Annotated in this window: 13 protein-coding genes; 11 read left to right on the top strand and 2 right to left on the bottom strand. The window is 34.6% G+C overall.

The window, feature by feature from the left end; all coding sequences use genetic code 11:
- Positions 1 to 183 precede the first annotated feature (183 nt).
- The 4 genes from ACHRVX_RS18995 (at position 184) to ACHRVX_RS18980 (ending at position 7,482) form a co-directional block, all read left to right on the top strand.
- Positions 184 to 2,700: an L-rhamnose mutarotase gene (locus ACHRVX_RS18995; protein WP_395335074.1), complete on the top strand. Its 2,517-nt coding sequence runs from the start codon at positions 184 to 186 to the stop codon at positions 2,698 to 2,700.
- 210 nt (positions 2,701 to 2,910) lie between these two features.
- A complete protein-coding gene (locus ACHRVX_RS18990; RefSeq protein WP_395335071.1) occupies positions 2,911 to 3,975 on the top strand; it encodes a Gfo/Idh/MocA family protein in 1,065 nt (354 codons plus the stop codon).
- A complete protein-coding gene (locus tag ACHRVX_RS18985) occupies positions 3,972 to 5,552 on the top strand; it encodes a sodium:solute symporter (RefSeq protein WP_395335068.1) in 1,581 nt (526 codons plus the stop codon). Before ACHRVX_RS18990 ends, ACHRVX_RS18985 begins: the two co-directional genes overlap by 4 nt.
- 244 nt (positions 5,553 to 5,796) lie before the next feature.
- Positions 5,797 to 7,482: a hypothetical protein gene (locus tag ACHRVX_RS18980; RefSeq protein ID WP_395335066.1), complete on the top strand. Its 1,686-nt coding sequence runs from the start codon at positions 5,797 to 5,799 to the stop codon at positions 7,480 to 7,482.
- A gap of 51 nt (positions 7,483 to 7,533) precedes the next feature.
- Here the strand turns inward: ACHRVX_RS18980 and ACHRVX_RS18975 are convergent, their stop codons facing one another.
- Complete coding sequence (locus tag ACHRVX_RS18975) at positions 7,534 to 7,740, bottom strand: helix-turn-helix transcriptional regulator (protein ID WP_194632539.1); 207 nt, start codon at positions 7,738 to 7,740, stop codon at positions 7,534 to 7,536.
- Positions 7,741 to 7,902: 162 nt separating this feature from the next.
- Between ACHRVX_RS18975 and ACHRVX_RS18970 the strand changes: the two genes are divergently transcribed.
- Both ACHRVX_RS18970 and ACHRVX_RS18965 read left to right on the top strand, forming a co-directional pair.
- Entirely contained in the window at positions 7,903 to 8,112 is a 210-nt protein-coding gene (locus tag ACHRVX_RS18970; RefSeq protein WP_395335064.1) for a SymE family type I addiction module toxin, read from the top strand.
- Entirely contained in the window at positions 8,084 to 8,377 is a 294-nt protein-coding gene (locus tag ACHRVX_RS18965; protein WP_395335062.1) for a hypothetical protein, read from the top strand. Before ACHRVX_RS18970 ends, ACHRVX_RS18965 begins: the two co-directional genes overlap by 29 nt.
- Before the next feature lie 119 nt (positions 8,378 to 8,496).
- Here ACHRVX_RS18965 and ACHRVX_RS18960 read toward each other — a convergent pair whose 3' ends face one another.
- A complete protein-coding gene (locus ACHRVX_RS18960; RefSeq protein ID WP_395335060.1) occupies positions 8,497 to 8,964 on the bottom strand; it encodes an HAD domain-containing protein in 468 nt (155 codons plus the stop codon).
- A 305-nt stretch (positions 8,965 to 9,269) separates the two neighbouring features.
- Between ACHRVX_RS18960 and ACHRVX_RS18955 the strand changes: the two genes are divergently transcribed.
- The 5 genes from ACHRVX_RS18955 to ACHRVX_RS18935 all read left to right on the top strand — a co-directional run bounded on the left by ACHRVX_RS18955 (position 9,270) and on the right by ACHRVX_RS18935 (position 21,957).
- On the top strand, positions 9,270 to 11,456 hold the full coding sequence (locus ACHRVX_RS18955; protein ID WP_395335058.1) for an alpha-rhamnosidase: 2,187 nt from the start codon (positions 9,270 to 9,272) through the stop codon (positions 11,454 to 11,456).
- Positions 11,457 to 11,664: 208 nt separating this feature from the next.
- Entirely contained in the window at positions 11,665 to 13,344 is a 1,680-nt protein-coding gene (locus ACHRVX_RS18950; RefSeq protein WP_395335056.1) for a hypothetical protein, read from the top strand.
- Positions 13,345 to 13,515: 171 nt separating this feature from the next.
- Complete coding sequence (locus tag ACHRVX_RS18945) at positions 13,516 to 14,637, top strand: glycosylase (protein WP_395335053.1); 1,122 nt, start codon at positions 13,516 to 13,518, stop codon at positions 14,635 to 14,637.
- Positions 14,638 to 15,062: 425 nt separating this feature from the next.
- Positions 15,063 to 18,407, top strand: coding sequence for a glycoside hydrolase family 2 TIM barrel-domain containing protein (locus ACHRVX_RS18940; RefSeq protein WP_395335050.1), 3,345 nt, complete (start codon positions 15,063 to 15,065; stop codon positions 18,405 to 18,407).
- A 136-nt stretch (positions 18,408 to 18,543) separates the two neighbouring features.
- Positions 18,544 to 21,957, top strand: coding sequence for a glycosyl hydrolase (locus tag ACHRVX_RS18935; RefSeq protein WP_395335048.1), 3,414 nt, complete (start codon positions 18,544 to 18,546; stop codon positions 21,955 to 21,957).
- The last annotated feature ends 36 nt before the right edge of the window (positions 21,958 to 21,993 follow it).

Raw genomic sequence — 21,993 nt, 5'->3', positions numbered from 1 at the left:
TAGAAAATTGTATTTATTTTTTTCATTGTGCCAATAACAGGAAGGTACAGGATGCTTTTATTTTCTCGTTCTTTTAAATTGTGCGTCATATTTAAGATAAATGTTAAAATAGTTTAAGATGTAGAATATTTATTACTTTAAATTACATCCTTAATTATTTTACAACCAAAAAAGTTAAAAATAATGCGTTTAAATTCCTTTACTAAATTCCTGACCATTTTTCTGATTATTTGTACCATTTGCTCTATAAATGCTGCTGAAATTTGGGTTTCTCCAAACGGAAAAGATTCCAACATCGGGACAAAATCTAATCCGTTGGCAACCGTGCATATGGCAATGAGAAAAGCCAGAGAATTGCGCCGCCTCAAAGATCCAACTATAAAAGATGGTATTCATATTATAGTACAAAACGGAACGTATTATTTAAACGAACCCTTATTTGTAAGACCGGAAGATTCAGGAACTCCTGAAAGTCCAACCACAATTGAAGCCGATGTAAATGCAAAACCTATAATCAACGGCGGATTTGAAATAAAAAACTGGAAAAAAGGTGCCATTATAAACGGAATAAAAAAAGCAAATGTCTGGGTAGCCGATGCACCTCAAAAAGCAGGCGAATTAATCCATTACCGACAATTATGGGTAAATAATAAAAAAGCAGTTAGAGCCAAAAGCACCGCCGGAAACCAAATGGACAGAATTCTTTCGTGGGATGCCGCAACAGAAACGTGTTGGATTCCGTTCAAGGATAAATCTATAAAATACGAACCAGGAATGGAAATGTTTATCATTCAATGGTGGTCGACAGCTAATCTCCGTATCAAAAATATCGAAGTTAAAAAAGACAGCGCAAGACTTTCGTTTGAACAACCGGAAAGCCGTATTCAAAGTGAACATCCTTGGCCAGCGCCGTGGATTTCAAAAAATAACGGAAATTCTGCCTTCTTTTTAAACAACGGAATTTCGATGCTGAACGAAGCCGGAGAATGGTATTTGGATAAAAAAAATGCTAAAATTTATTATATTCCCAGAGAAGGTGAAGATTTAACTTCGGCAAAAGTAACGGTTCCGGTTTTAGAGAATTTAGTCGAAATTAAAGGAACAATCGATTCTCCCGTACACCACTTTAATTTTAAAGGAATTTCATTTCAATACAGCAATTGGCTTCGTCCTTCGCAACAAGGTCACGTTCCATTGCAGGCAGGAATGTATTTATTGGATGCTTATAAATTGAAAATTCCCGGAACCCCAAATCAGGCGAATCTGGAAAATCAAGGTTGGGTGGGTCGGCCAAGAGCCGCGGTTGAAGTTAATTATTCGAATAATATTCAGTTTGAATCGTGTCGTTTTGAACATTTATCCTCAACAGGATTAGATTTAAATAAAGGGACGAATCACAACAGCATCAAAGGAAATTTATTTAAAGACATTGGCGGAAACGCGATCACTATTGGAGTTTTCTCTGAAGAAGCTTTTGAAGCACATTTACCATTAGTTGTAAAAGATGAAAGAGAAATTTGTTCTTATGAATTAATTGCAGATAATTTAATCACAAATGTTGCCAATGAAGATTGGGGATGTTTAGGAATTGCAGCCGGATTTGTAAAAAATCTAACGATAGAACACAACGAAATTTCGGATGTTGCCTATAGCGGAATTTCAATGGGATGGGGTTGGACGCACACCAAAAATGTGATGGAAAACAACAAAATCATCGGAAATAGAATTCATCATTACGCCAAACACCTACACGATGTTTCCGGAATTTATACGCTTTCGTCACAACCAAATAGTAGCATCGAAGAAAATTATATAGATAAAGTATACAATAGTCCGTATGCGCACGATCCGTTTTTGTGGTTGTATTTGTATACAGATGAAGGAAGTCAGGGTTTTACCATCAAAAATAACTGGATTGCAACGGAGAAAATCTTAAAAAACAATAACGGTCCGGAAGGAAATATTTGGGAAAATAATAATCCGTACGTAAACACAAAAATTAAAGAGGCGTCAGGAATCAGAGCACCTTATAAAGATTTAACCAAAGAAGCTGTAATTGATGAAAAATGGGGATTGCAAGAATTACCAAAAGCGGTTGTTATCGAAATGATAGGTGCTGATTTTGATATCGAAAAAGTAAAATCAACCATAAAAGGTTTCAGAATTGTAGGCGAATCATTGTACCAATGGAAAAATCATTTGGTGATTTACGGAAAAATGAATCAGCCGGAAAGAACGAAAAAGAAGTTGGCTCTTGCTTATCCATCGGCACAAATAAAAATTTACGAAAACCCTATTTACGATTTCCAGAATTTTGAAAGATGCAAAGATTCCAAACCCGCATCAGAATGGGAAAATGTTGTTTTGACCGTCAATTTAGTCGATGATCCAAAATTGCAAAAAGAATATGTTGATTATCACACGACACAATTCGAAAAATGGCCCGAAATAGCAAAAGGATTCTGCAACGCCGATTTTCAGCAATTACAGGTTTTCAAAAACGAAAAACAATTAATGTTGATTATCAGTATTCCGAAAGGAGAAAATCTGGACAAACTAAATCCAAAAACAACTCAAAATAATACACGTGTAGACGAATGGAACGCCTTAATGAAAAAATACCAAACCGGAATTGAAGGCGCAAAACCCGATGAAACCTGGATATTTTTGAATAAAGTGAGTGAAGAAGAGAAGAAATAGAAGAGAAGAAATAGAAGAGAAGAAATAGAAGAGAAGAAATAGAAGAGAATAAATAGAAGAAAGAAACAAGAAGAAAGAATGGATAGGAGAATCAACAAGAAAGAAAATCTGCTAGATCTGCTTAATCTGCGTGAAAAATAAAACTAACCTCAAAGTAGGTTTCAGAAATAATCTAAAATCTAAAATCACAATCTAAAATAACCACAACCAATGTTAAAAATCGCCATTTTAGGACTCGGAGAAGGTCGAAGCACAATGTCGGCAGCTTTAGGAAGTTCAAAATTAGAACTCGTAAAAGTATGCGACAGAAACGAAGATTTGTGTAAACAAAGAGCAAAGGAATTTGATTTCCATTCGTATACAACCAATTATGATGATTTATTGAATGATGCGACAATCGATATCATTGCGATTTATACACCGGATCATTTACATGCCAATCATGTTAAACAAGCATTATTGCACGGAAAACATGTCGTTTGCACAAAACCTTTTATTGATGATCTTGCCGATGCAAAAGAGCTATTAGCCTTGAGCCAGAAAACAGGCAAAAAAGTTTTCATAGGTCAGAGTTCACGATTTTTTGAACCTGCAAAAAGACAGCGAAAAGATTATGAAGAAGGTTTAATAGGCGATTTAATTACAATCGAAGCCCAATATCACGCCGATCACAGATGGTTTTTAAAGAAAGAATGGTCGCTGTTGCAATCTTTTAAATGGTTGTACGGAGGTTTGAGTCATCCTGTAGATTTCATCAGATGGTATTTGCCGAATATAGAAGAAGTAATGGGTTACGGAATGATCAGCAGTAACGGAAGTGCCGCCGGATTAAAAAATGAAGATACGATGCATTTTATCTTCAAAGCGACTGATGGAAGAATTGCCAGAGTAAGCGGGGTTTATACATCACCAACGCAACCTGCGCAACGTGACAGCGGAATGAGCACAATTTTAAGAGCAACCGAAGGCGCAAGCCAGGCCGATTATCACGAATTGCGTTACGCTATAACAGATAAAACTGGAGAAGAAAAAGTAATAACCTGGGGAGATGCGACCATAAAACATTATTTCCGTTTTGAAGGGCAAAGCCATCATGCAGGAGAATATCAAAATTATCTGGAATATTTTGCAGACAGCATCGAACTCAATTTTACCGCGTATCCGGATATGGAAGAAGGAATAGGAACCGTAGCATTATTGCAGGCGATGGATAAAACTTTAAAAACCGGACTGCCAGTAAAGATTGCTGACGTTCTTAAAGAATACGGACTATGAACAGCATCTATGATAAATTAACAACGCTTGATTTTATAATTGTTGCCGTTTATCTGGTCGCATTATTAGTGATTGGCTGGGTTGTAAGTGTGAAACAAAGCAAGAAAAACGAAACACTTTTTCTGGCGGGAAATTCACTTAGTTGGTACAGCATTGGGTTTAATATGTGGGGAACAAATGTTGGTCCGTCATCGTTATTGGCGTTTGCGAGTATTGGTTACGCAACCGGAATTGTAGCAGGAAATTTTGAGTGGTACGCCTTTGTTTTTTTACTGCTTTTGGCAATGGTTTTCGCACCGCGTTATATTGCGAGTAAAGTAAGCACGATGCCGGAATATATGGGAAAACGTTATGGCGACAGCACCCAGAATATTTTAGCCTGGTACGCTTTGGTCAAAATATTAGTAAGCTGGTTATCTCTCGGATTATTTAGCGGAGGTGTTTTAGTACGTCAGATTCTGGGAATCCCGATGTGGCAAAGCGTTACCGTTTTAGTGATTTTTTCAGGAATTTTTACTTTCGCAGGCGGATTAAAAGCGATTGCAAAAGTCAATGTTTTTCAGATGATTTTATTGATTGTGGTTTCGCTGACGCTGTCTTATTTAGGTTTGCAAAAACTAGGCGGAATCGATGTTTTAATTGCAAAAACACCTTCTAATTTCTGGAATTTAGTGCAGCCCGCAAACGATGCACATTATCCGTGGCCGGCTATTTTATTAGGATATCCTGTTGCTGCTGTGGCATTCTTTTGTACCGATCAATCGATGGTACAAAGCGTTTTGGGGGCAAAAAATCTGGAACAGGGACAATTGGGCGTTAATTTCATAGGCTGGCTAAAAGTCATGGCTTTGCCTTTGTTTATTTTACCCGGAATTCTTTGTTATGCTTTATATCCAGAATTGGGTAAAAACTCTGATTTAGCTTATATGACAATGGTAACCAACTTATTCCCAAGCGGAATGAACGGTTTGGTTATTTGCGTTATGATTGCCGTTTTGGTCGGAACTATTGGTTCATCTTTAAACGCATTAAGTACCGTTTTTACGAATGACATTTATGTAAAGAAAATAAACCCAACAGCAACTATTAAAGAGCAAATTAAAATTGGACGTATCACCATTGCAGCCGGATGTTTACTGGCGATTCTTATTGCAATCGCGATTGATAATATAAAAGGACAAAATTTATTCAATATTTTTCAGGCCGTTTTAGGTTTCTTGGCGCCTTCATTATCGGTTGTTTTCCTGTTAAGTATTTTCTGGAAACGCACGACAAAAAAAGCCGTAAACGCAACTTTATCCTGGGGTTCAGCATTTAGTTTATTTGTGGGCGTTTTATATTTATGGATTTTTCCTGCCGATAAATATCCAGTCTGGCCACACTTTTTATTAATCTCATTTTACATTTTTGCTACGTTATTGGTATCGGCTATAATTATTTCTTTAGCAGATAAAAATCCCGAGATTAATTTTTCTGATGAAACTGATATTCCTAAAACTAGTAAACGTGTGAAGATTTTATTTGGGTTGTTGGGATTGGTGATTTTGAGTTTGTATTTTATTTTTAATGGGAATTAATAATTTAGAGCATACTGTTTGTTTCAACGTTTTCTTTGATAAGGAAGTATTTTTTGTATTAAAATATTTAAAAATTAATGATGTTGAAAATGGTTTTAATCAACTATATTTGAAATAAATAAACAGGAAAAACCTTCTGAATTATATTTGACTTTATACTGATCAAATTTTTAGTTATAAAAGGGAATTTGATTATTTAATTTTTAATTTAAATGTTTTACAAATAATTTTTAAATGTGTTAAAATGGTGAAAGTATTACAAAGATTGCAGTTTGAAAATGTTTTTCCAGATGAAAAACCTAAAGAAATATTAGATTATTTGAAAAATGTATCTAGAGAATCTTTATTAATGTCAATTGGATTTTGTAGTAAGAATCCAGATACGAATTTTGATAATTTTTTTTCTAATCCTGATTTGCATAATCAAGTTATTCAGAGAGTTATGGATTATTCAAAAGCAAATAATATAGTACAAAAACCTAGGGTAATTTCTAAGTACGCTGGTTTAAAATTAGCTGAACATATTTTATCTAATAAAGAAATTTTGAACAACAAGCGGATTTCAGTTGACGAAGACGAAATGAATTTGTTCAAAGCATTTCTTATTATTAATACTCAACTTAATGCTCATCAAAAATTGAATAATTTAAATGATGATAATTTTGAAAAGCTTGTTGATTTTAATTTAGTTCTTAAATTTCCTGAATCTGATTTAGCATTATTTGAAGAAGATGGAATAGAATTTTTAAAACTAGTTTTTTGTACAATTCACAAGGTTGAGGAATTATTTAAATTTTTGAATTCTAATCTAGATTTTGAAGAAATAAAAAATGAATTTTTGAATAGTTTTAGTGTAGGTTCAGAACAAGAATTTATTGTTCAAATGAAATATTTATTTGGTCAATTGTTAATGTCTATTATTTCAAAAGGATATGCTTTTGAAGTTCAAGATGAAGCTACATTGAAATTTTTACTTTCAATGACATCAGATAACATTATGCTAGATGAAGATTTTACACATTTGAAAAATAATCCCATTTATTTTTTAGGTGAGAATAGATTCTCAGTAGTAAATTATTTTTTTGTAGTTGATAAATTTTATAGAAGTACAAAATTTAAACTTAAAGAAATTTATGAGAGTAAGGATGTTATAAAGAAAAAGTATGGTAACTTTTTTGGTTTTTTCAATAAAGAGTTTTCTGAGAATTTTTTGATGAAGAATGTTCTAGATGATATTTTTGATAAAGAAGATTTTTATAAAAAAAGAGTTGCTGATCGTGAGATAGATAGGGAAACAGACTACTATATTCGTCATGGAAATACAGTATTTCTTTTTGAGAATAAAGATGTGTTGATTTCAAAGGCTGTAAAATCTTCAGCCAATATAGATGAAATTAATGCAGTATTGCATGAGAAGTTTGTTCATGACGGTAAAAAAGCTGTTGGCATTGGACAGTTAGTAAATTCTATTGAAGAAATTGTGAATAAAAGCTTCCAGCTAGATGAATACGTAAATTCAGAAAATGATCTAAGCATTTTTCCAGTTTTAATAATTCAAGATAGGATTTTTCAATCTCCGGGAATAAATTATAGATTAAATAGTTGGTATTTGAATATTGTAAGAGATAAACTTAAAGACAAGTATGACCCTAATATTATTAAAGGATTAACTATAATTGATATTGATACTTTAATTGTTTGGACACCATATTTGAAAGAAATAAACAATAGATTTGAAGAAATTATTACCGATCATTTATTTCGTATGCAAAGTCATAAAGAGATAAATGCGTCTACTTTTGAGGAAGCGAGAGATCAGACAAATAATAATTTATATGAACAAATTAGTCCTATTTCCACCCGAAATATTCCTTTCCAAATTTCAGTAGATTCATTAGCTCAAAAATTTAAAGAAATTATTGTTAACTAAAAACCAATATCACTATTAAGAAACGTTTTCCTTTAAAAGTGAAAACGTTTTTTATTTCGTAGAAACCAGCAACTCCCGAATATCAACCTTCAAAAATTTAGAAACCTCATAAAGCGTTTCAATAGAAGGCTGAGCTTCATTCGTACACCAACGCGAAACAGTTGATACAGTTTTACCTAAGTGATTAGCTAATTCCTTACTAGTTCTATTGTTTTCAACTAAAACAACTTTTATTCTATTTAATTTAAGTTTCGACACAATGTTGATTTATTGATATTTTATGCAAATATCTTATAAATTAAATATAAGAAAAAGAATATTTGAAACACTTATAATTGCCATAAAAATATAATTTAATATCTTTAAAGTATTCTTTGTAGTATTATTTTTACTATTTTTGTTGTTTAAAAAAATATTAAAATGAAACAATCAGGAAAACGACAATTAAAAATACAAAGCAAGCATATTACAAGGGCATATAGACGATATATAGTATTTCCTGAAATCCGACTTTCTGGAAGGTGGCTGTTTGATATGGGTTTTAGATGCGGAGAATCTGTGACAGTTTTACATGAGAAAAATAAAATAATAATTACGGCGAATGATGAAAGTATTGAAAACAAATTTTGACATAGAAAAAATAGTTCAAATGGGTATCATCACAAATGAATTAGATTATGAAAGATCGCTTATAGCCCATAGAAAACTTAGACTTCTTGCAAAAGAAAATCCTTGTTTTAAAAGTTTAAGGTTAAAATTACGTGATATAATTGAAAAGTATGAAAGTGCAGAATGGAGTGATATTGATAAAATAGATGATAATAAAATTTTAGAAAGTGACAACGCAGAACTTATAGCTGAATTAGAAAGATTAATGAATAAAGATGAAACATAACTGGATTAAGTTTAATGATGGTAGAGAAAGAAAAAGCTTTGAATAAATTTTTTAAAAAGAAATCTAAAACAAAAAAAGCCCCCAAATATGGAGACTTCAATTTATATTATAATTAATTTTTAAGCCGAAATAGATTCTTTTTTTCTTAAAATATCAATTGCAACTTCTGCCTGTTCACTAATTAAACCAACAGTTCCACTAGTAATAATAGTTTTATTTTTGATAAGTTCAGGTAAACCGTTTAGCGATTTATCATCATCAAGAATTACAAAACTTTCTAAAATAGTAGTTTTAGTAAACCAGTGCAGTATTTCTTCTTTTCTATTTAAATTATCGTTATTAGGTTCAAGAGAATCAATATTTGCGATAATTCCTCGGGTTTTAAATATTTTTTCCCATTCAGAGTTGCTATATCTTGACTTATGAGATGTGGTTAATAAAATATTTGCTCCAGTACTATTAATAATAGTTTGAAGAGTATTTACGGCTTTGATACTAAAGTTGGCAAACCCGTCAGATAATATTTCTGTTGGTTTCCAGGATGTAGTAGGAACCATAACGCCATCTATGTCTAATAATATTAACATTAAATAATTTTCTTTAAATTTTTCGTACGTAATTTAAATCATTCGGTAATATTATAAAAAGTTTTCAATCATATGTCTTAAAAAGTAGGATTATTTTTATTTAATATTCGTTTAAGAGGATTGTAAGTTTCATACTCCATTATCTATTTGAAAAATATTCAAACAAAATTTAATGAATTATATAAAATAATATCATTAAAATTATAGTCCCTATATTTTATTAGTTAAAAAAACCAAAGAAACAGGACACTACAGGTTGTGAAATGTAAAAATAACACTTATCTTTAGCTCCAAAAAAAAGATAAATGCAAAGCCGATTTTCCATTTTTAGATTTTTGTTTGTTTGTGTTATTTTATTCTCAACGACTTTTTTATTCGCTCAGGAAAAACCAAAAGAAGCGACATGGATTTGGTATCCAGGTGATTTCGAAGTTTGGTTAAGCAATAAAATGCAAGTAAAACGTACGGAACGCGAAGCAGTATTTCCGCCGCTTTGGCAATATTACAGTCCTTATGCTTTGGTAACTTTTCAAACAGAAGTAGATATTCCGGAACCAGACGAGGCAAAAATCTATTCCGAAGGATCTTTTCAATTACTTTTAGATGGTGTTCAGGTTTACGGACAGCCAAAATCAATAAAAATTCCTGCCGGAAAACACAAAATCTCCTTTAAAGTATACAATCAGGAAGTGTTGCCTGCCATTTATATAGATGGTAAATATGTTAAATCTGATCCATCATGGAAGGTCACCAATGAAGATAAACTTTGGATTGATGAAAATGGAAAAGCACAACAATCAGGAACGCCATGGGTACCTGTTGGTTCCTGGAATTTTGACGCACCGGAGAATAAACCTTCCGGATTTAAGCTAACAACCAAACCTTTAAGCGCAAAAAAAACAGAAAAAACAGGAACTGGTGAATTGGTAGATTTTGGCAAAGAAACTTTTGGTTATATTAAAATTCACGGTTTAAAAGGAAAAGGTAAAGTCGCACTTTATTATGGTGAATCTCGTGAGGAAGCGCTCGATTCTGCCAAATGCGAAACTTTAGATCATTTATCTTTTGATGGAAACCAGCCTGAAACCTACACACATGATGGATCAAAAGCATTCCGATATGTTCAGGTACAAGCAGATCCAACGGTAAAATACGATTCTATTTCGATGCTTTATGAATATTTGCCATTAGACTATCGTGGCGCATTTAAATCTTCAGACGAACAATTGAATCAAATTTGGGATGTGTCGGCTTACACGATGCATTTAACAACCCGCGAATTTTTTATAGACGGCATTAAACGCGACCGTTGGGTTTGGTCTGGTGATGCTTATCAAAGTTACTTAATGAATTATTATTTGTTCTTTGATTCGGCTTCGGTAGAACGCACGCTGTTGGCACTTCGTGGTAAAGAACCTGTAACGGCTCATATTAATATCATAATGGATTATTCGCTGTACTGGTTTGTAGGTGTTTACGATTACTATTTGCACACAGGCGATACCAAATTTATCAAAACTTTTTATCCAAGAATGAAATCACTTATGGAATTCTGCTTAAAAAGAAGAAACGCAAACGGATTTCTGGAACCGTTAGAAGGTGATTGGGTTTTTATTGATTGGGCAAACGGATTACCAAAAACCGGCGAGGTGAGTTTTGAGCAAATGCTTTTAGCAAGAAGTCTGGAAGCCATGGCAGTTAGTGCTAAAATTGCAGGTGAAAATGAAGACCAAAAACAATATCAAAAATTAGCGGATGATTTAAAAATAAAATTATTTGAGGTGTTTTGGGATAAAAAAGAAAACGTCATGAAGCATCAGCGTATAGACGGTAAAATGCAGGATATTGTAACGAGATACGCTAATATGTTCGGTATTTTTTTCAATTATTTTAATGAAGAACAAAAACAAAGTATAAAAAAGAAGGTATTGCTCAATGATAATATTCTTAAAATCACGACACCATACATGCGTTTTTACGAGTTGGAAGCGTTGTGCGCGATGGGCGAACAAAATTATGTGTTGAAAGAAATGAAAGACTATTGGGGCGGAATGTTAAAAGAAGGCGCAACATCTTTCTGGGAAGAATACAATCCAGCCAAAAAAGGAACAGAACATTTAGCAATGTACGGACGCCCGTATGGAAAAAGCCTTTGCCACGCTTGGGGCGCAAGTCCGATTTATTTATTAGGAAAATACTATTTAGGCATAAAACCAACTGCACCAGGATATTCAGAATATGAAATCAAACCAAATTTAGGTGGTTTACAATGGATGCAAGGAAAAGTACCAACACCAAACGGTGAAGTATCATTGTATTGCAATACCAAAGAAATCAAAGTAAAAGCAGCGGAAGGCGAAGGGAAATTGATTTTTGAAAGTTTAAGTAAACCAAAAACAAATTCAGGAACGATTACGGAATTATCGAAAAATAAATATCAATTGATTGTGAAACCAAATGTGGAATATAAAGTGAGTTATAAAGCGATTTGAGTTTTTAGTCCTTAGTAATTAGTCCTTAGTAATGGGCCCATAGTTTGTAACGTCTAGTTTGTCATTTCGAGGAACGAGAAATCCTCGCGAGAAGCTCGACAAAGATTGACCGCTTTTCTGTGCGGAGTTAGTTGCGAAGATTTCTCCTCCGTCGAAATGACAAGATTGTAGATATTCAGTTGCCATTAGAAATAAAATAAAAAAAATAATGTTTTCAAAAATTACAAAATACAATTTCAAATTAAATGCAGTTTTTTTCGCATTGTTTTCACTATGCTTTCAGTTTTCAGTTTCAGCTCAAAGCCAAGCTTGGAAACCCGCTTCTTTTGAAGTTGTAAACAATTACAAAACATTCAAAACAACACAATACGCACATGTTTTCTCAGGAAGCAAACACAATATTGTTCGTTTAGCTTCGGAATTGGAAGGATTACAAGGAATTGAACTTCTGCTAGAAAGTTATAAAAACGGAACAAATCAACCACTAAAATTAAAATTCAAAGAAAATGTTCAGGTTTTAATTGGCGTTTTTCAAGAAAAAGAAAACCCAGATTATCTTCAATTTAATAATTCGGCGAAAGCCAAATTAATCTTAGAAAACGCAGCAACAATTACAGGTTTGCCTCCGGTAAATGTGTATGCAATTTCATATTCAAAAGGAACTCAAACAATAAATCCCGGAAAGGGATTATTTGCCGTTTTAGGAATTGTAAAGCAAAATCAAAAACTGGCATCCAGAAACGCAGAACTTCCAGATGGAAAACTTTGGAATCCAACTTTCATAGTCGAAGGATTTTCGGATGAAAAACCACTTTTCGAAATTATAGGCGGAGAAAACAAAGCTGTTGTCGATGAAGGAATGTCTGGAACCGAAGAAATTCAGGGCGGTTTTGAAGGAGGTCGCGTAGTAAAAGTGGGAGATACCTATCATATGTTTCCAACGGAAAGAGCCGGAGAAAAAGGAGTAGATTATTATTACGATCGTGTAAAAACCCGAATCGGACATTGGACAAGTAAAGACGCGATTCACTGGAAAAGAGAATCAACGATCTATCAGGCAAGCGGAACTTACGCCATAACCGACGACGATAACCCAATGAATGATCGCCGTTCTGCCATTTGGTCGTATATGCCCGTTTTTAACGAAAAGGCAAACAAATGGTACGGCTATTATTTAGCGTATACAGTTAGTAAAACGATAGAACCAAATCATTCATTCGGTAGAATCTGGCGTTGCGAATCAACGGTTGATGGAATTGACGGAATTGGCGGTCCGTACAAAGATATGGGAATCATCATGGAACCGGGATTAGACTCAGAACCGTGGGAAGGACGTCAGGGCGTAGCATCATTTTTTCCGTATAAAGTTGGAGATAAATACTTCGGATTTTACAGCGGAGCATATCCCTTCAATTCTTGGGCAGATTATCCGAAGAAAACCTCAAAAGGCTGGTCTGTGGCTTTGGCCGAATCAAATAGTTTAGAAGGTCCGTGGAGTAGAATAAAAGATGGAAGTAATCCGATTAAAACAATGCATCCTTTTTTTGTAGAAAACCCAATTGTGAGCCAGTTACCAAACGGTTTATACATCGCCGTTTTTGATGGAGGCCCGGACGGTTGGGGACATCATTTACCGAATATGATAGGATATTCTCTATCAAAAGACGGGAAAAACTGGGGTGAAGCAAGATATCTTCCTATAGAAATAAAGGTCGATAAATGGTGGGATATTATGCGAACACCTTTGTGTTTAATCCCCGAAGGAAATGATGTTTACACAATAGTATACAACGCCATCGATCTGAAAAGAAGATTTCACCCAACAGGAATGGTAAAAGTAAAACTAAATAAAGACGTAATGGAATCTCGATTGAAAGAGTTGAAGTAGAGTTAAGAGTCAAGAAGCAAGATTAGAGATTATAGAAAAACTTGTGACTTTGTGCGATTATTTCACTAATTCAAATTCACAAAGAGAAAGAAAAAATCCGTTTTTATCCGCCACTTTACGAAGTAAATCCGTTTCATCCGCGTTCAAAAACGTACCAAAATTACATAAAGAATGAAAATTAAACACCTAATCATCGCGATTACAACGCTTTTCATAAGCAGTTGCACAGCTCAAAAATACAAGAAAAGAGAAATCAACGAAACCGTAATGCAGGAGATTTACAACGAAATAAAAACGCCTTACAAATACGGTTTGGTGATGGTGCCAACAGACAACTCATATAAAATGGATTGTCCGAGTGTATTCAGAAAAGACGGAAAATGGTTCATGACCTATTTAATTTACGGCGGAAGAGGTTACGAAACATGGCTGGCAGAAAGTGACGATTTATTGCATTGGAAACATTTAGGAAAAGTAATGTCTTTCTCAGAAAATGAACAACATTGGGATGTGAACCAAAAAGCAGGATATATTTCGCTGCAAGATCCAACCTGGGGCGGAAGTTACGAATGGGAAAAATACGATAATAAATATTGGATGAGTTATTTTGGCGGAGACAGCAAAGGTTATGAAGCCGGAGTTTTATCAATCGGAATGGCGTATACCAAAGAGTCGCCAACGAAAGCACATGAATTTGAGCGTTTAGAAAAACCGGTTTTATCTCCAAAAGACAAAGACGCTAAATGGTGGGATAATAGTACAATGTATAAAAATAGTGTGATTCGTGATAAAGATAAATTGACAGGACACAATTTTATCATGTATTACAATGCTCGTGGCGATAGTATAAATCCTGCTAAGGGTGCAGAGCGTATCGCTATGGCTGTTTCAAACGATATGAAAGAATGGAAACGTTATGGCAATAAACCGTTAATCAATCATCATAAAGGAATCTCAGGAGATGCCTATATTCAGCGAATTAATGATACTTGGGTGATGTTCTATTTTGGAGCTTTTTGGACGGGTTGGAATCAAGGTGCATTTAACCGTTTTGCAGTTTCAAATGATTTGCAAAACTGGACCGACTGGAAAGGCGAAGATTTAATTAAATCCTCTGAACCGTATGATAATTTATTTGCACACAAATCATTTGTCGTAAAATATAACGGAGTAGTATATCATTTTTATTGTGCTGTAAACAAAGCAGAACAAAGAGGAATTGCTATTGCAACTTCTAAAGATTTAGGGAAAAGTGAAATGAATTTTGTTGCACCGCCGGAGAAGAAGAAATAGTTTTTAGTTTTCAGTCGCAGTCTCAGTTTTTTCAGTGGTAGTGATAAAAATGTAGTCCCTATGGGACATTTTGACTAAAAAGGGACGCTTTGTGTTACCAACATTTAATTTCTGCGAGATATTCTGTTAGGAGTTTAATGTCGGTAAGAATCAATAATTAATCTCTAGGAGATATTCCGTTAGGAATTTAATATTGGAATTAAGGTTACGAATATTAATTTCTACGAGATATTCTGTAGGGATTTAATGTTGGTAAGAATCAATAATTAATCTCTAGGAGATATTCCGTTAGGAATTTAATATCGGTAGAAATCAACATTTAATCTCTGAAATATTCCGTTAGGAATTAAATGTTGGTAGCCAAAAAAAAATATTCGCAAAATCAATTTTGTCCCGTAGGGACTACACAATATAATAAGGTAATAATGAATAATATAAAAATAATGTCCATTCATATTCATCCATTTTTCAGGTTTCGATTTTCGAATCCCATTTTACATTTCACATTTCACATCTTACTTTCAACAATTAACATTCACGCCCAATCCGTAACCGGTGAACCTGCAGGAATTCCTGAGGTTCCAAAAAAATACGAATTTGCTCCGTGGGAAGATCCAACGGTAACAAGCATCAACAGACAACCTTCAAGAGCAACGGGATATTCGTACACTAATATTGAAGATGCGCTAAAAGGCGACAGATCAAAAAGCCGATTGCAAATGCTAACCGGCAATTGGGATTTTAAATATGCATCAAATCTTAAAGAAGCTTCAAAAGATTTCTATAAAGGAAGAGTTGCAGGTTGGGACAAAATCGAAGTGCCATCCAATTGGGAATTAAAAGGCTATGATATTCCCATTTATAAAAGTGCGGTTTATCCTTTCAGACCTATAAATCCGCCTTTTATTCCTAAAGATTATAATGGTGTTGGTTCGTATCAGCGTAGTTTTACAGTACCTGAAAATTGGAAAGATATGACGGTGACCTTACATTTTGGTGCCGTAAGTTCAGGGTTTCAGGTTTGGTTAAACGGCGAATTTCTGGGTTATGGCGAAGACAGTTTTCTTCCGTCAGAATTTGATATTACACCTTATTTGAAAGAAGGAGAAAATGTAGTTTCAGTTCAGGTAATTCGCTGGACTGACGGTTCGTATCTGGAAGATCAGGATCATTGGCGCGTAAGTGGAATCCAACGCGAAGTTTTCATCATGGCCGAGCCAAAACTGCGCATTCAGGATTTCTTTTATCAAACTAAATTAGACAAAGAATATAAAGATGCTTCTTTTCAATTGAGACCAAAAGTTGAAAATTTGACAGGCGAAAAAATCAAAGATTATACTTTTCAGGCACAATTGTACGATGCCAATAATGTAGCATTATTCAAAGAACCGCTTCAAAAACCGGTTATTGATATGATTAACGAAAGTTATCCTCGTCTGGATAATGTGCGTTTTGGGATGTTTAAAGAAAATATTACGAATCCAAAAAAATGGAGTTCAGAAGAGCCAAATTTATACACTTTGGTAATGTCCATTAAAGATGCAAAAGGAAATATTACAGAAGCAAAAAGCTGTAAAGTTGGTTTTCGATCTATCGAATTCTCTAAAGAAAACGGAAAAATGCTCATCAACGGAAAAGAAACGTATGTGTATGGCGTAAACCGTCACGATCAGCATCCCACAAAAGGAAAAGCGGTAAATCGCGACGATATCAAACAAGATATAACCACGATTAAAAAATTCAATTTTAATTTTATCAGAACCAGTCATTATCCAAACGATCCTTATTTTTATGAGTTATGCGATCAATACGGAATCATGGTGATGGACGAAGCCAATCAGGAAACACACGGAATTGGCGGGAAATTAGCTAATGATCCAAAATGGACAAATGCTTATTTAGAGCGCATGACCAGAATGGTAGAAAGAGATAAAAATCATCCATCGGTAGTTTTTTGGAGTTTAGGAAACGAAGGTGGAAAAGGACCAAATCACGCAGCAATGGCGGGTTGGGTTCATGATTTTGATATTACGCGTCCCGTACATTACGAACCGGCGCAGGGAAATCCGAGATTAGACGGATATATTGATCCGCTTGATCCGAGATATCCTAAAACGATCGATCACGCTTATCGATTTGAAAATCCACAAGACGAACCGTATGTAGATATGGTAAGCCGTTTTTACCCGGGCATTTTTACACCTAAATTTTTAGTAGATCAAAAGAAAGATACACGACCAATTATTTTTGTCGAATATTCTCATGCGATGGGAAATTCAGTTGGAAATCTAAAAGAATTATGGGATGAATTTCGTTCGCTTCCAAGAGTTATCGGCGGTTGTATTTGGGAATTTAAAGACCAGGGATTGTTGAAAAAAGATCCTGCAACAGGTCAGGAATTTTTTGCTCACGGAGGAGATTTTGGCGAAAAATACCACGATGGAAATTTCAATACAAAAGGAATTGTAGATTCTAACGGAAAACCAAAAGGATCAATTTTTGAAAATAAATGGATTTATCAGCCAGCGACAAGTACTTTAAAAGACAATTTTCAATTAGAAATAAAAAATCGTCAGGCGGTAAAATCTTTGGCGGAATATATTCCGGTTTTAAAAATATTGGAAAACGGAAACGTGATTAAAACTCAAGTTCTAAAACCGTTCAATATAGAAGCTGGACAATCTACCATTTTAGATGTAAAACAGTATTTACCAAAATTGAAAAAAGATGCCGAATATTTTCTGAATATCGAATTCCAGCTTTCAGAAGATAAACCTTGGGCTTCTAAAGGTTACGCTGTCGCGGAAGATCAATTTCTGTTGAAAAAATCAGAAGCAGTTTTAGATTTTACAAAAGATAATGTTGAGGTAAAAACTTCTGAAACCGATTCAGATTTTAAAATCAAAGGAAAAACTTTTGACATCAATATCAGCAAAACAAACGGTGCTTTGAATTCATATGTTTTCAATGGCGAAGAACAGGTTTTTGCTCCGTTGATGCCTAATTTTGTTAGACCACTTACCGATAATGATAAAAGAGGATGGAAATCGTTTAAAGTTTTAAAACCTTGGTACCAGGCGAAGCCAAAATTGGTAAATACTAAAATGGAAACAACAATTGCCGGAACAACAATTACAAGCGATTATGAAGTGATAAAAGACAGCGCACAAGTTCAGGTCGTTTATAAAATCAATAAAAACGGAATCATTAAAGTCGACTATAGTTTGAAAGCCACAAACAAATTACCAAACATTCCAAAAATCGGAATGCAAATGGGTGTTCAGAGAAAATTTGATCAGATTTCCTGGTACGGAAAAGGAGAATTGGAAAACTATATCGACAGAAGTTTTGGTTCTTTCGTAGGGAAATATTCGTTGCCAATAAATGATTTTCTGGAACACTATGTAAAACCTCAGGAAAATGCAAATAGAACAGAGGTAAGATGGATGGCTTTTACAACGCCTCAAAAAAATAAAGGTTTATTGGTTGTTGATGATGCAAAAGTTTTAAGCATGAGCGCATGGCCGTATACACAGGAAAATTTAAGCGCTGCCAAACATACTTTTGACTTAAAAGACCCGGGATTTTTAACCGTAAATATCGATTTGATTCAAATGGGAGTGGGAGGAAATGACAGCTGGACAGCAGTTGCGCAACCTTTAGAAAAATATCAGATTAAATCAGGAGATTATCAATATAGTTTTTATCTGGTTCCGTTTTCAGCAACGAAAAATGGATTGGAAGAAAGCTTAAAGAAATTTAAATATTAGACAAAGAATATCAAAAATAATCTGCCAAATCTGCTAAATCTGCGAGAAAAATTTACTCACGCAGATTTGGCAGATCAAGCAGATTAGAAAAGCATAATTAATGATGTTTCAAAAAAAACAATTTTTTCTTTTTAAAATGGACTTTCGACTTTCGGCTTTCCGACTTTTGACTGTATTGCTACTTATTGTGGGATTCGTTTCCGCACAGGAAATTCATAAAAAAGAAACAACCGAATTTCAACCCACAATCGAATCCTCAAAACCCTGGTTATATTGGTATTGGATGAAATCGGCCTATTCTAAAGCCGGAATTACTGCCGATTTAGAAGCCATGAAACAAGGCGGAATTGCAGGCGCGTATTTAATGACGATCAAAGGCCCGGCAAATCCGCCATTAATCGATCCTCCGGTTTTGCAATTGAGTCCTGAATTTTGGGATATGATTCATTGGGCTTTTCAGGAAGCCAACCGATTAGGTTTAAAAATCGCTTTTCACGGAGCTGATGGTTTTGCCGTTGCCGGCGGCCCTTGGATTACGCCCGAAATGTCGATGCAAAAAGTAGTTTGGTCTTCAATAGAAACTGAAGGAGGAAAATTAATTAATACAAAATTACCCGTTCCGGAACATTACAAAGAGTATTATAAAGACATTGCGACTTTTGCAATTCCCGTAAAAGAATTTCAAACCAACTCACAATTACAACTACCAAAAGTTACGACTTCAAATAATACAGACGCCTCATTTTTGGCAGATCCTAAAAAAGAGGAGAATTTTAAGTTTGCCGAAAAAGGCTGGATTCAATATGAATTTGAAAAGCCTTTTACTTGCAAATCTATTGTGATTGAAACAAAAGGAAGGGATTTTCAGGCACAGCGTTTAATTGTTGAAGTAAGCGATGACGGAATTCATTTTAAATTTCACGAAAGAATGGTTGCACCGCGTCACGGCTGGCAGGACATGGATTTCGCCCACACACATACCATTACACCCGTTACGGCAAAATATTTCAGATTTGTTTACGATCCTGTTGGTACAGAACCCGGTGCCGAAGATTTGGATTTTGCGAAATGGAAACAAAATTTAAAAGTGAGTAAAATTACACTTTCAAATCAGGCATTGGTTGACAATTTCGAAGGAAAATCTGGAGCAGTTTGGCGTTTGAGTCCGGAAACTTCTGCAAAACAAATTCCAAATTCGGAGTCTTTCAAAAAATCTGAAATTATCAATATTTCAAATTTAGTGGATGCCAACGGAAATTTGAACTGGAAAGCACCAAAAGGAAAATGGAAGATTATCCGAATGGGACATACTTCGACCGGACATGAAAATGCTACGGGCGGAGCCGGAAAAGGTTTAGAAGTTGATAAGTTTAATCCCGAGTTAATTCGTTTTCAGCTCGATCATTGGTTTGGAGAAATGGTTCGTACTATCGGACCTGATTTGGCTGCAAAAACGTTAGAAATTTTACATTTTGATAGCTGGGAATGCGGAAGCCAAAACTGGTCTTCGGTTTTTCAGGCCGAATTTCAAAAGAGACGCGGTTATAATTTGGTAGATTATTTGCCAGTTATGGCAGGAATTCCAATTGAAAGTGCTGATGTTTCAGAGAAAGTTTTATACGATGTACGCAAAACAATTGCCGAATTGGTTGCTGATAATTTCTACGGAACAGTTGCTCAAATTGCCAAAGAAAACAATGTCAAGTTAAGTTCAGAAAATGTGGCGCCAACAATGATGAGTGATGCATTACTGCATTTTAAATATGTCGATTATCCAGGTGGAGAATTTTGGCTAAAAAGCCCAACGCACGATAAACCTTTTGATATAATCGATGCCATTTCCGGCGGACATATTTACGGAAAAGATATTATTCAGGCAGAATCTTTTACCGCTTTACGAATGGATTGGGACGAGCATCCGGGAAATTTAAAAACGCTGGCAGACCGAAATTATGCTTTAGGAATAAACCGATTGTTTTACCACGTTTTTGTACATAATCCGTGGAAGGATAGAAAACCGGGAATGACTCTGGACGATATCGGAACTTTTTTCCAAAGAGACCAAACCTGGTGGAAACCCGGAAAAGCATGGTTTGAATATTGCGAAAGAGTGCAGTTTCAATTACAAAAAGGAAAACCGGTTATTGATTTAGCGGTTTTTATTGGCGAAGATTTTCCTTCACGCTCTTTTGTGCCGGATCGTTTAGTGCCTTTTATTCCGAATGTTTTTGGAAAGGAAAGAATCGAAAGCGAGAAATTACGTTTAGAAAATGAAGGTCAGCCAACGACAAAAATGCCTAAAGAAGTTACGTATTCTAAAAATAATACCGATTTGTCGCAATGGATAAATCCATTAAACGGTTATCAATACGATTCTTTTAACGCCGATGTTTTTGTCAATAATGCCAAAGTCGAAAACGGAAAAGTATCTTTTGGTGGCGGAATTGAATACGGCGCTTTATTGTTTCCCGGAAGTCATAAAATGGCACCCAATAAAATGATTTCTTTGGCTGCAGCCGAAAAAATATTTGAACTACTAAAAAACGGAGCCACTATTTTTATTGATGAAAAACCGGATTTACAACCGGGAATGCAATCTCTGGAAAATCACAAAAAATGGCAGAATGTGATTGATGAAATTTGGACAAATAATGCTAATTCATCAACCTGGAAAATCGGAAAAGGAATTGTAATTAAATTGCCGTATTTAGGAAATGATTTCACGTTAATCGGTATCGAACAAGATGTTTATCTTCCGAAATTAAACAGAGCCGATTCAGAAACAATTGCATGGACACACAGAAAATCTAATGAAGAAGAAATCTATTTTCTTTCGAATCAAAAAGAAGAAAAAAGAAATGTTGAGGTTTCCTTTCGCATAAGCGGAAAAATACCGGAATTGTATAATCCTGTAACCGACGAAACTAATGTTTTATCAGATTGGAAAATCGAAAACGGAAGAACTATTATTCCGATTACACTAGAGGCAAACGAATCTTGTTTTATCATTTTTAAAGAAGAAACTAAAGAAACTATTTCGGATAAAAAACAAAATTATGCTGAAGTAGAAACCGTTCAAACTTTAGATGAAAACTGGGAATTACAATTCAATCCTGAATTTCACGGACCAAAAGAAATTGTAAAAACAGATAAATTGTTTGATTGGAGTACTTCATCTGAAGAAAAAATTAAATATTATTCAGGAACAGTTATCTATAAAAAAGATTTTATCTGGAAAGGAAAAATTAATGAGAAATTGTGGCTTGATTTAGGAATAATTGCAAATATTGCAGAAGTTAGTATTAATGGAAAAAACTGCGGAACAATCTGGACATTTCCATACAAAACAGCTATTTCTGAAGCCTTAAAAAAAGGAAAAAACACGATAGAAATTAAAATCACAAATACCTGGGCAAACCGATTAATTGGTGATGATAAATTACCAAAAGAAGAAAGGTTAACTTGGACAACAGCACCGTTTAGATTACAAGAAGGGATTTTATTAAAAGCCGGATTGTTAGGGCCGGTTAAGATCGTTAAAGAAAAATAATGTGCCTTGTAGACTGGACTAAAGTCCAGCCCTACA

Source organism: Flavobacterium sp. FlaQc-47, from assembly GCF_044006475.1.
In the GTDB taxonomy this organism is placed as follows: Bacteria; Bacteroidota; Bacteroidia; order Flavobacteriales; family Flavobacteriaceae; genus Flavobacterium.
The sequence above is the reverse complement of the archived record's forward strand: the minus strand, read 5'-3'. Positions and strand labels throughout refer to the sequence as shown.

What these genes read in the sequence shown, in the direction of transcription:
- ACHRVX_RS18995 (WP_395335074.1), top strand. Translation starts at nt 184, where the DNA reads ATGCGTTTAAATTCCTTTACTAAATTCCTGACCATTTTTCTGATTATT.
- ACHRVX_RS18990 (WP_395335071.1), top strand. Translation starts at nt 2,911, where the DNA reads ATGTTAAAAATCGCCATTTTAGGACTCGGAGAAGGTCGAAGCACAATG.
- ACHRVX_RS18985 (WP_395335068.1), top strand. Translation starts at nt 3,972, where the DNA reads ATGAACAGCATCTATGATAAATTAACAACGCTTGATTTTATAATTGTT.
- ACHRVX_RS18980 (WP_395335066.1), top strand. Translation starts at nt 5,797, where the DNA reads ATGGTGAAAGTATTACAAAGATTGCAGTTTGAAAATGTTTTTCCAGAT.
- ACHRVX_RS18970 (WP_395335064.1), top strand. Translation starts at nt 7,903, where the DNA reads ATGAAACAATCAGGAAAACGACAATTAAAAATACAAAGCAAGCATATT.
- ACHRVX_RS18965 (WP_395335062.1), top strand. Translation starts at nt 8,084, where the DNA reads ATGATGAAAGTATTGAAAACAAATTTTGACATAGAAAAAATAGTTCAA.
- ACHRVX_RS18960 (WP_395335060.1), bottom strand. Translation starts at nt 8,964, where the DNA reads ATGTTAATATTATTAGACATAGATGGCGTTATGGTTCCTACTACATCC.
- ACHRVX_RS18955 (WP_395335058.1), top strand. Translation starts at nt 9,270, where the DNA reads ATGCAAAGCCGATTTTCCATTTTTAGATTTTTGTTTGTTTGTGTTATT.
- ACHRVX_RS18950 (WP_395335056.1), top strand. Translation starts at nt 11,665, where the DNA reads ATGTTTTCAAAAATTACAAAATACAATTTCAAATTAAATGCAGTTTTT.
- ACHRVX_RS18945 (WP_395335053.1), top strand. Translation starts at nt 13,516, where the DNA reads ATGAAAATTAAACACCTAATCATCGCGATTACAACGCTTTTCATAAGC.
- ACHRVX_RS18940 (WP_395335050.1), top strand. Translation starts at nt 15,063, where the DNA reads ATGAATAATATAAAAATAATGTCCATTCATATTCATCCATTTTTCAGG.
- ACHRVX_RS18935 (WP_395335048.1), top strand. Translation starts at nt 18,544, where the DNA reads ATGGACTTTCGACTTTCGGCTTTCCGACTTTTGACTGTATTGCTACTT.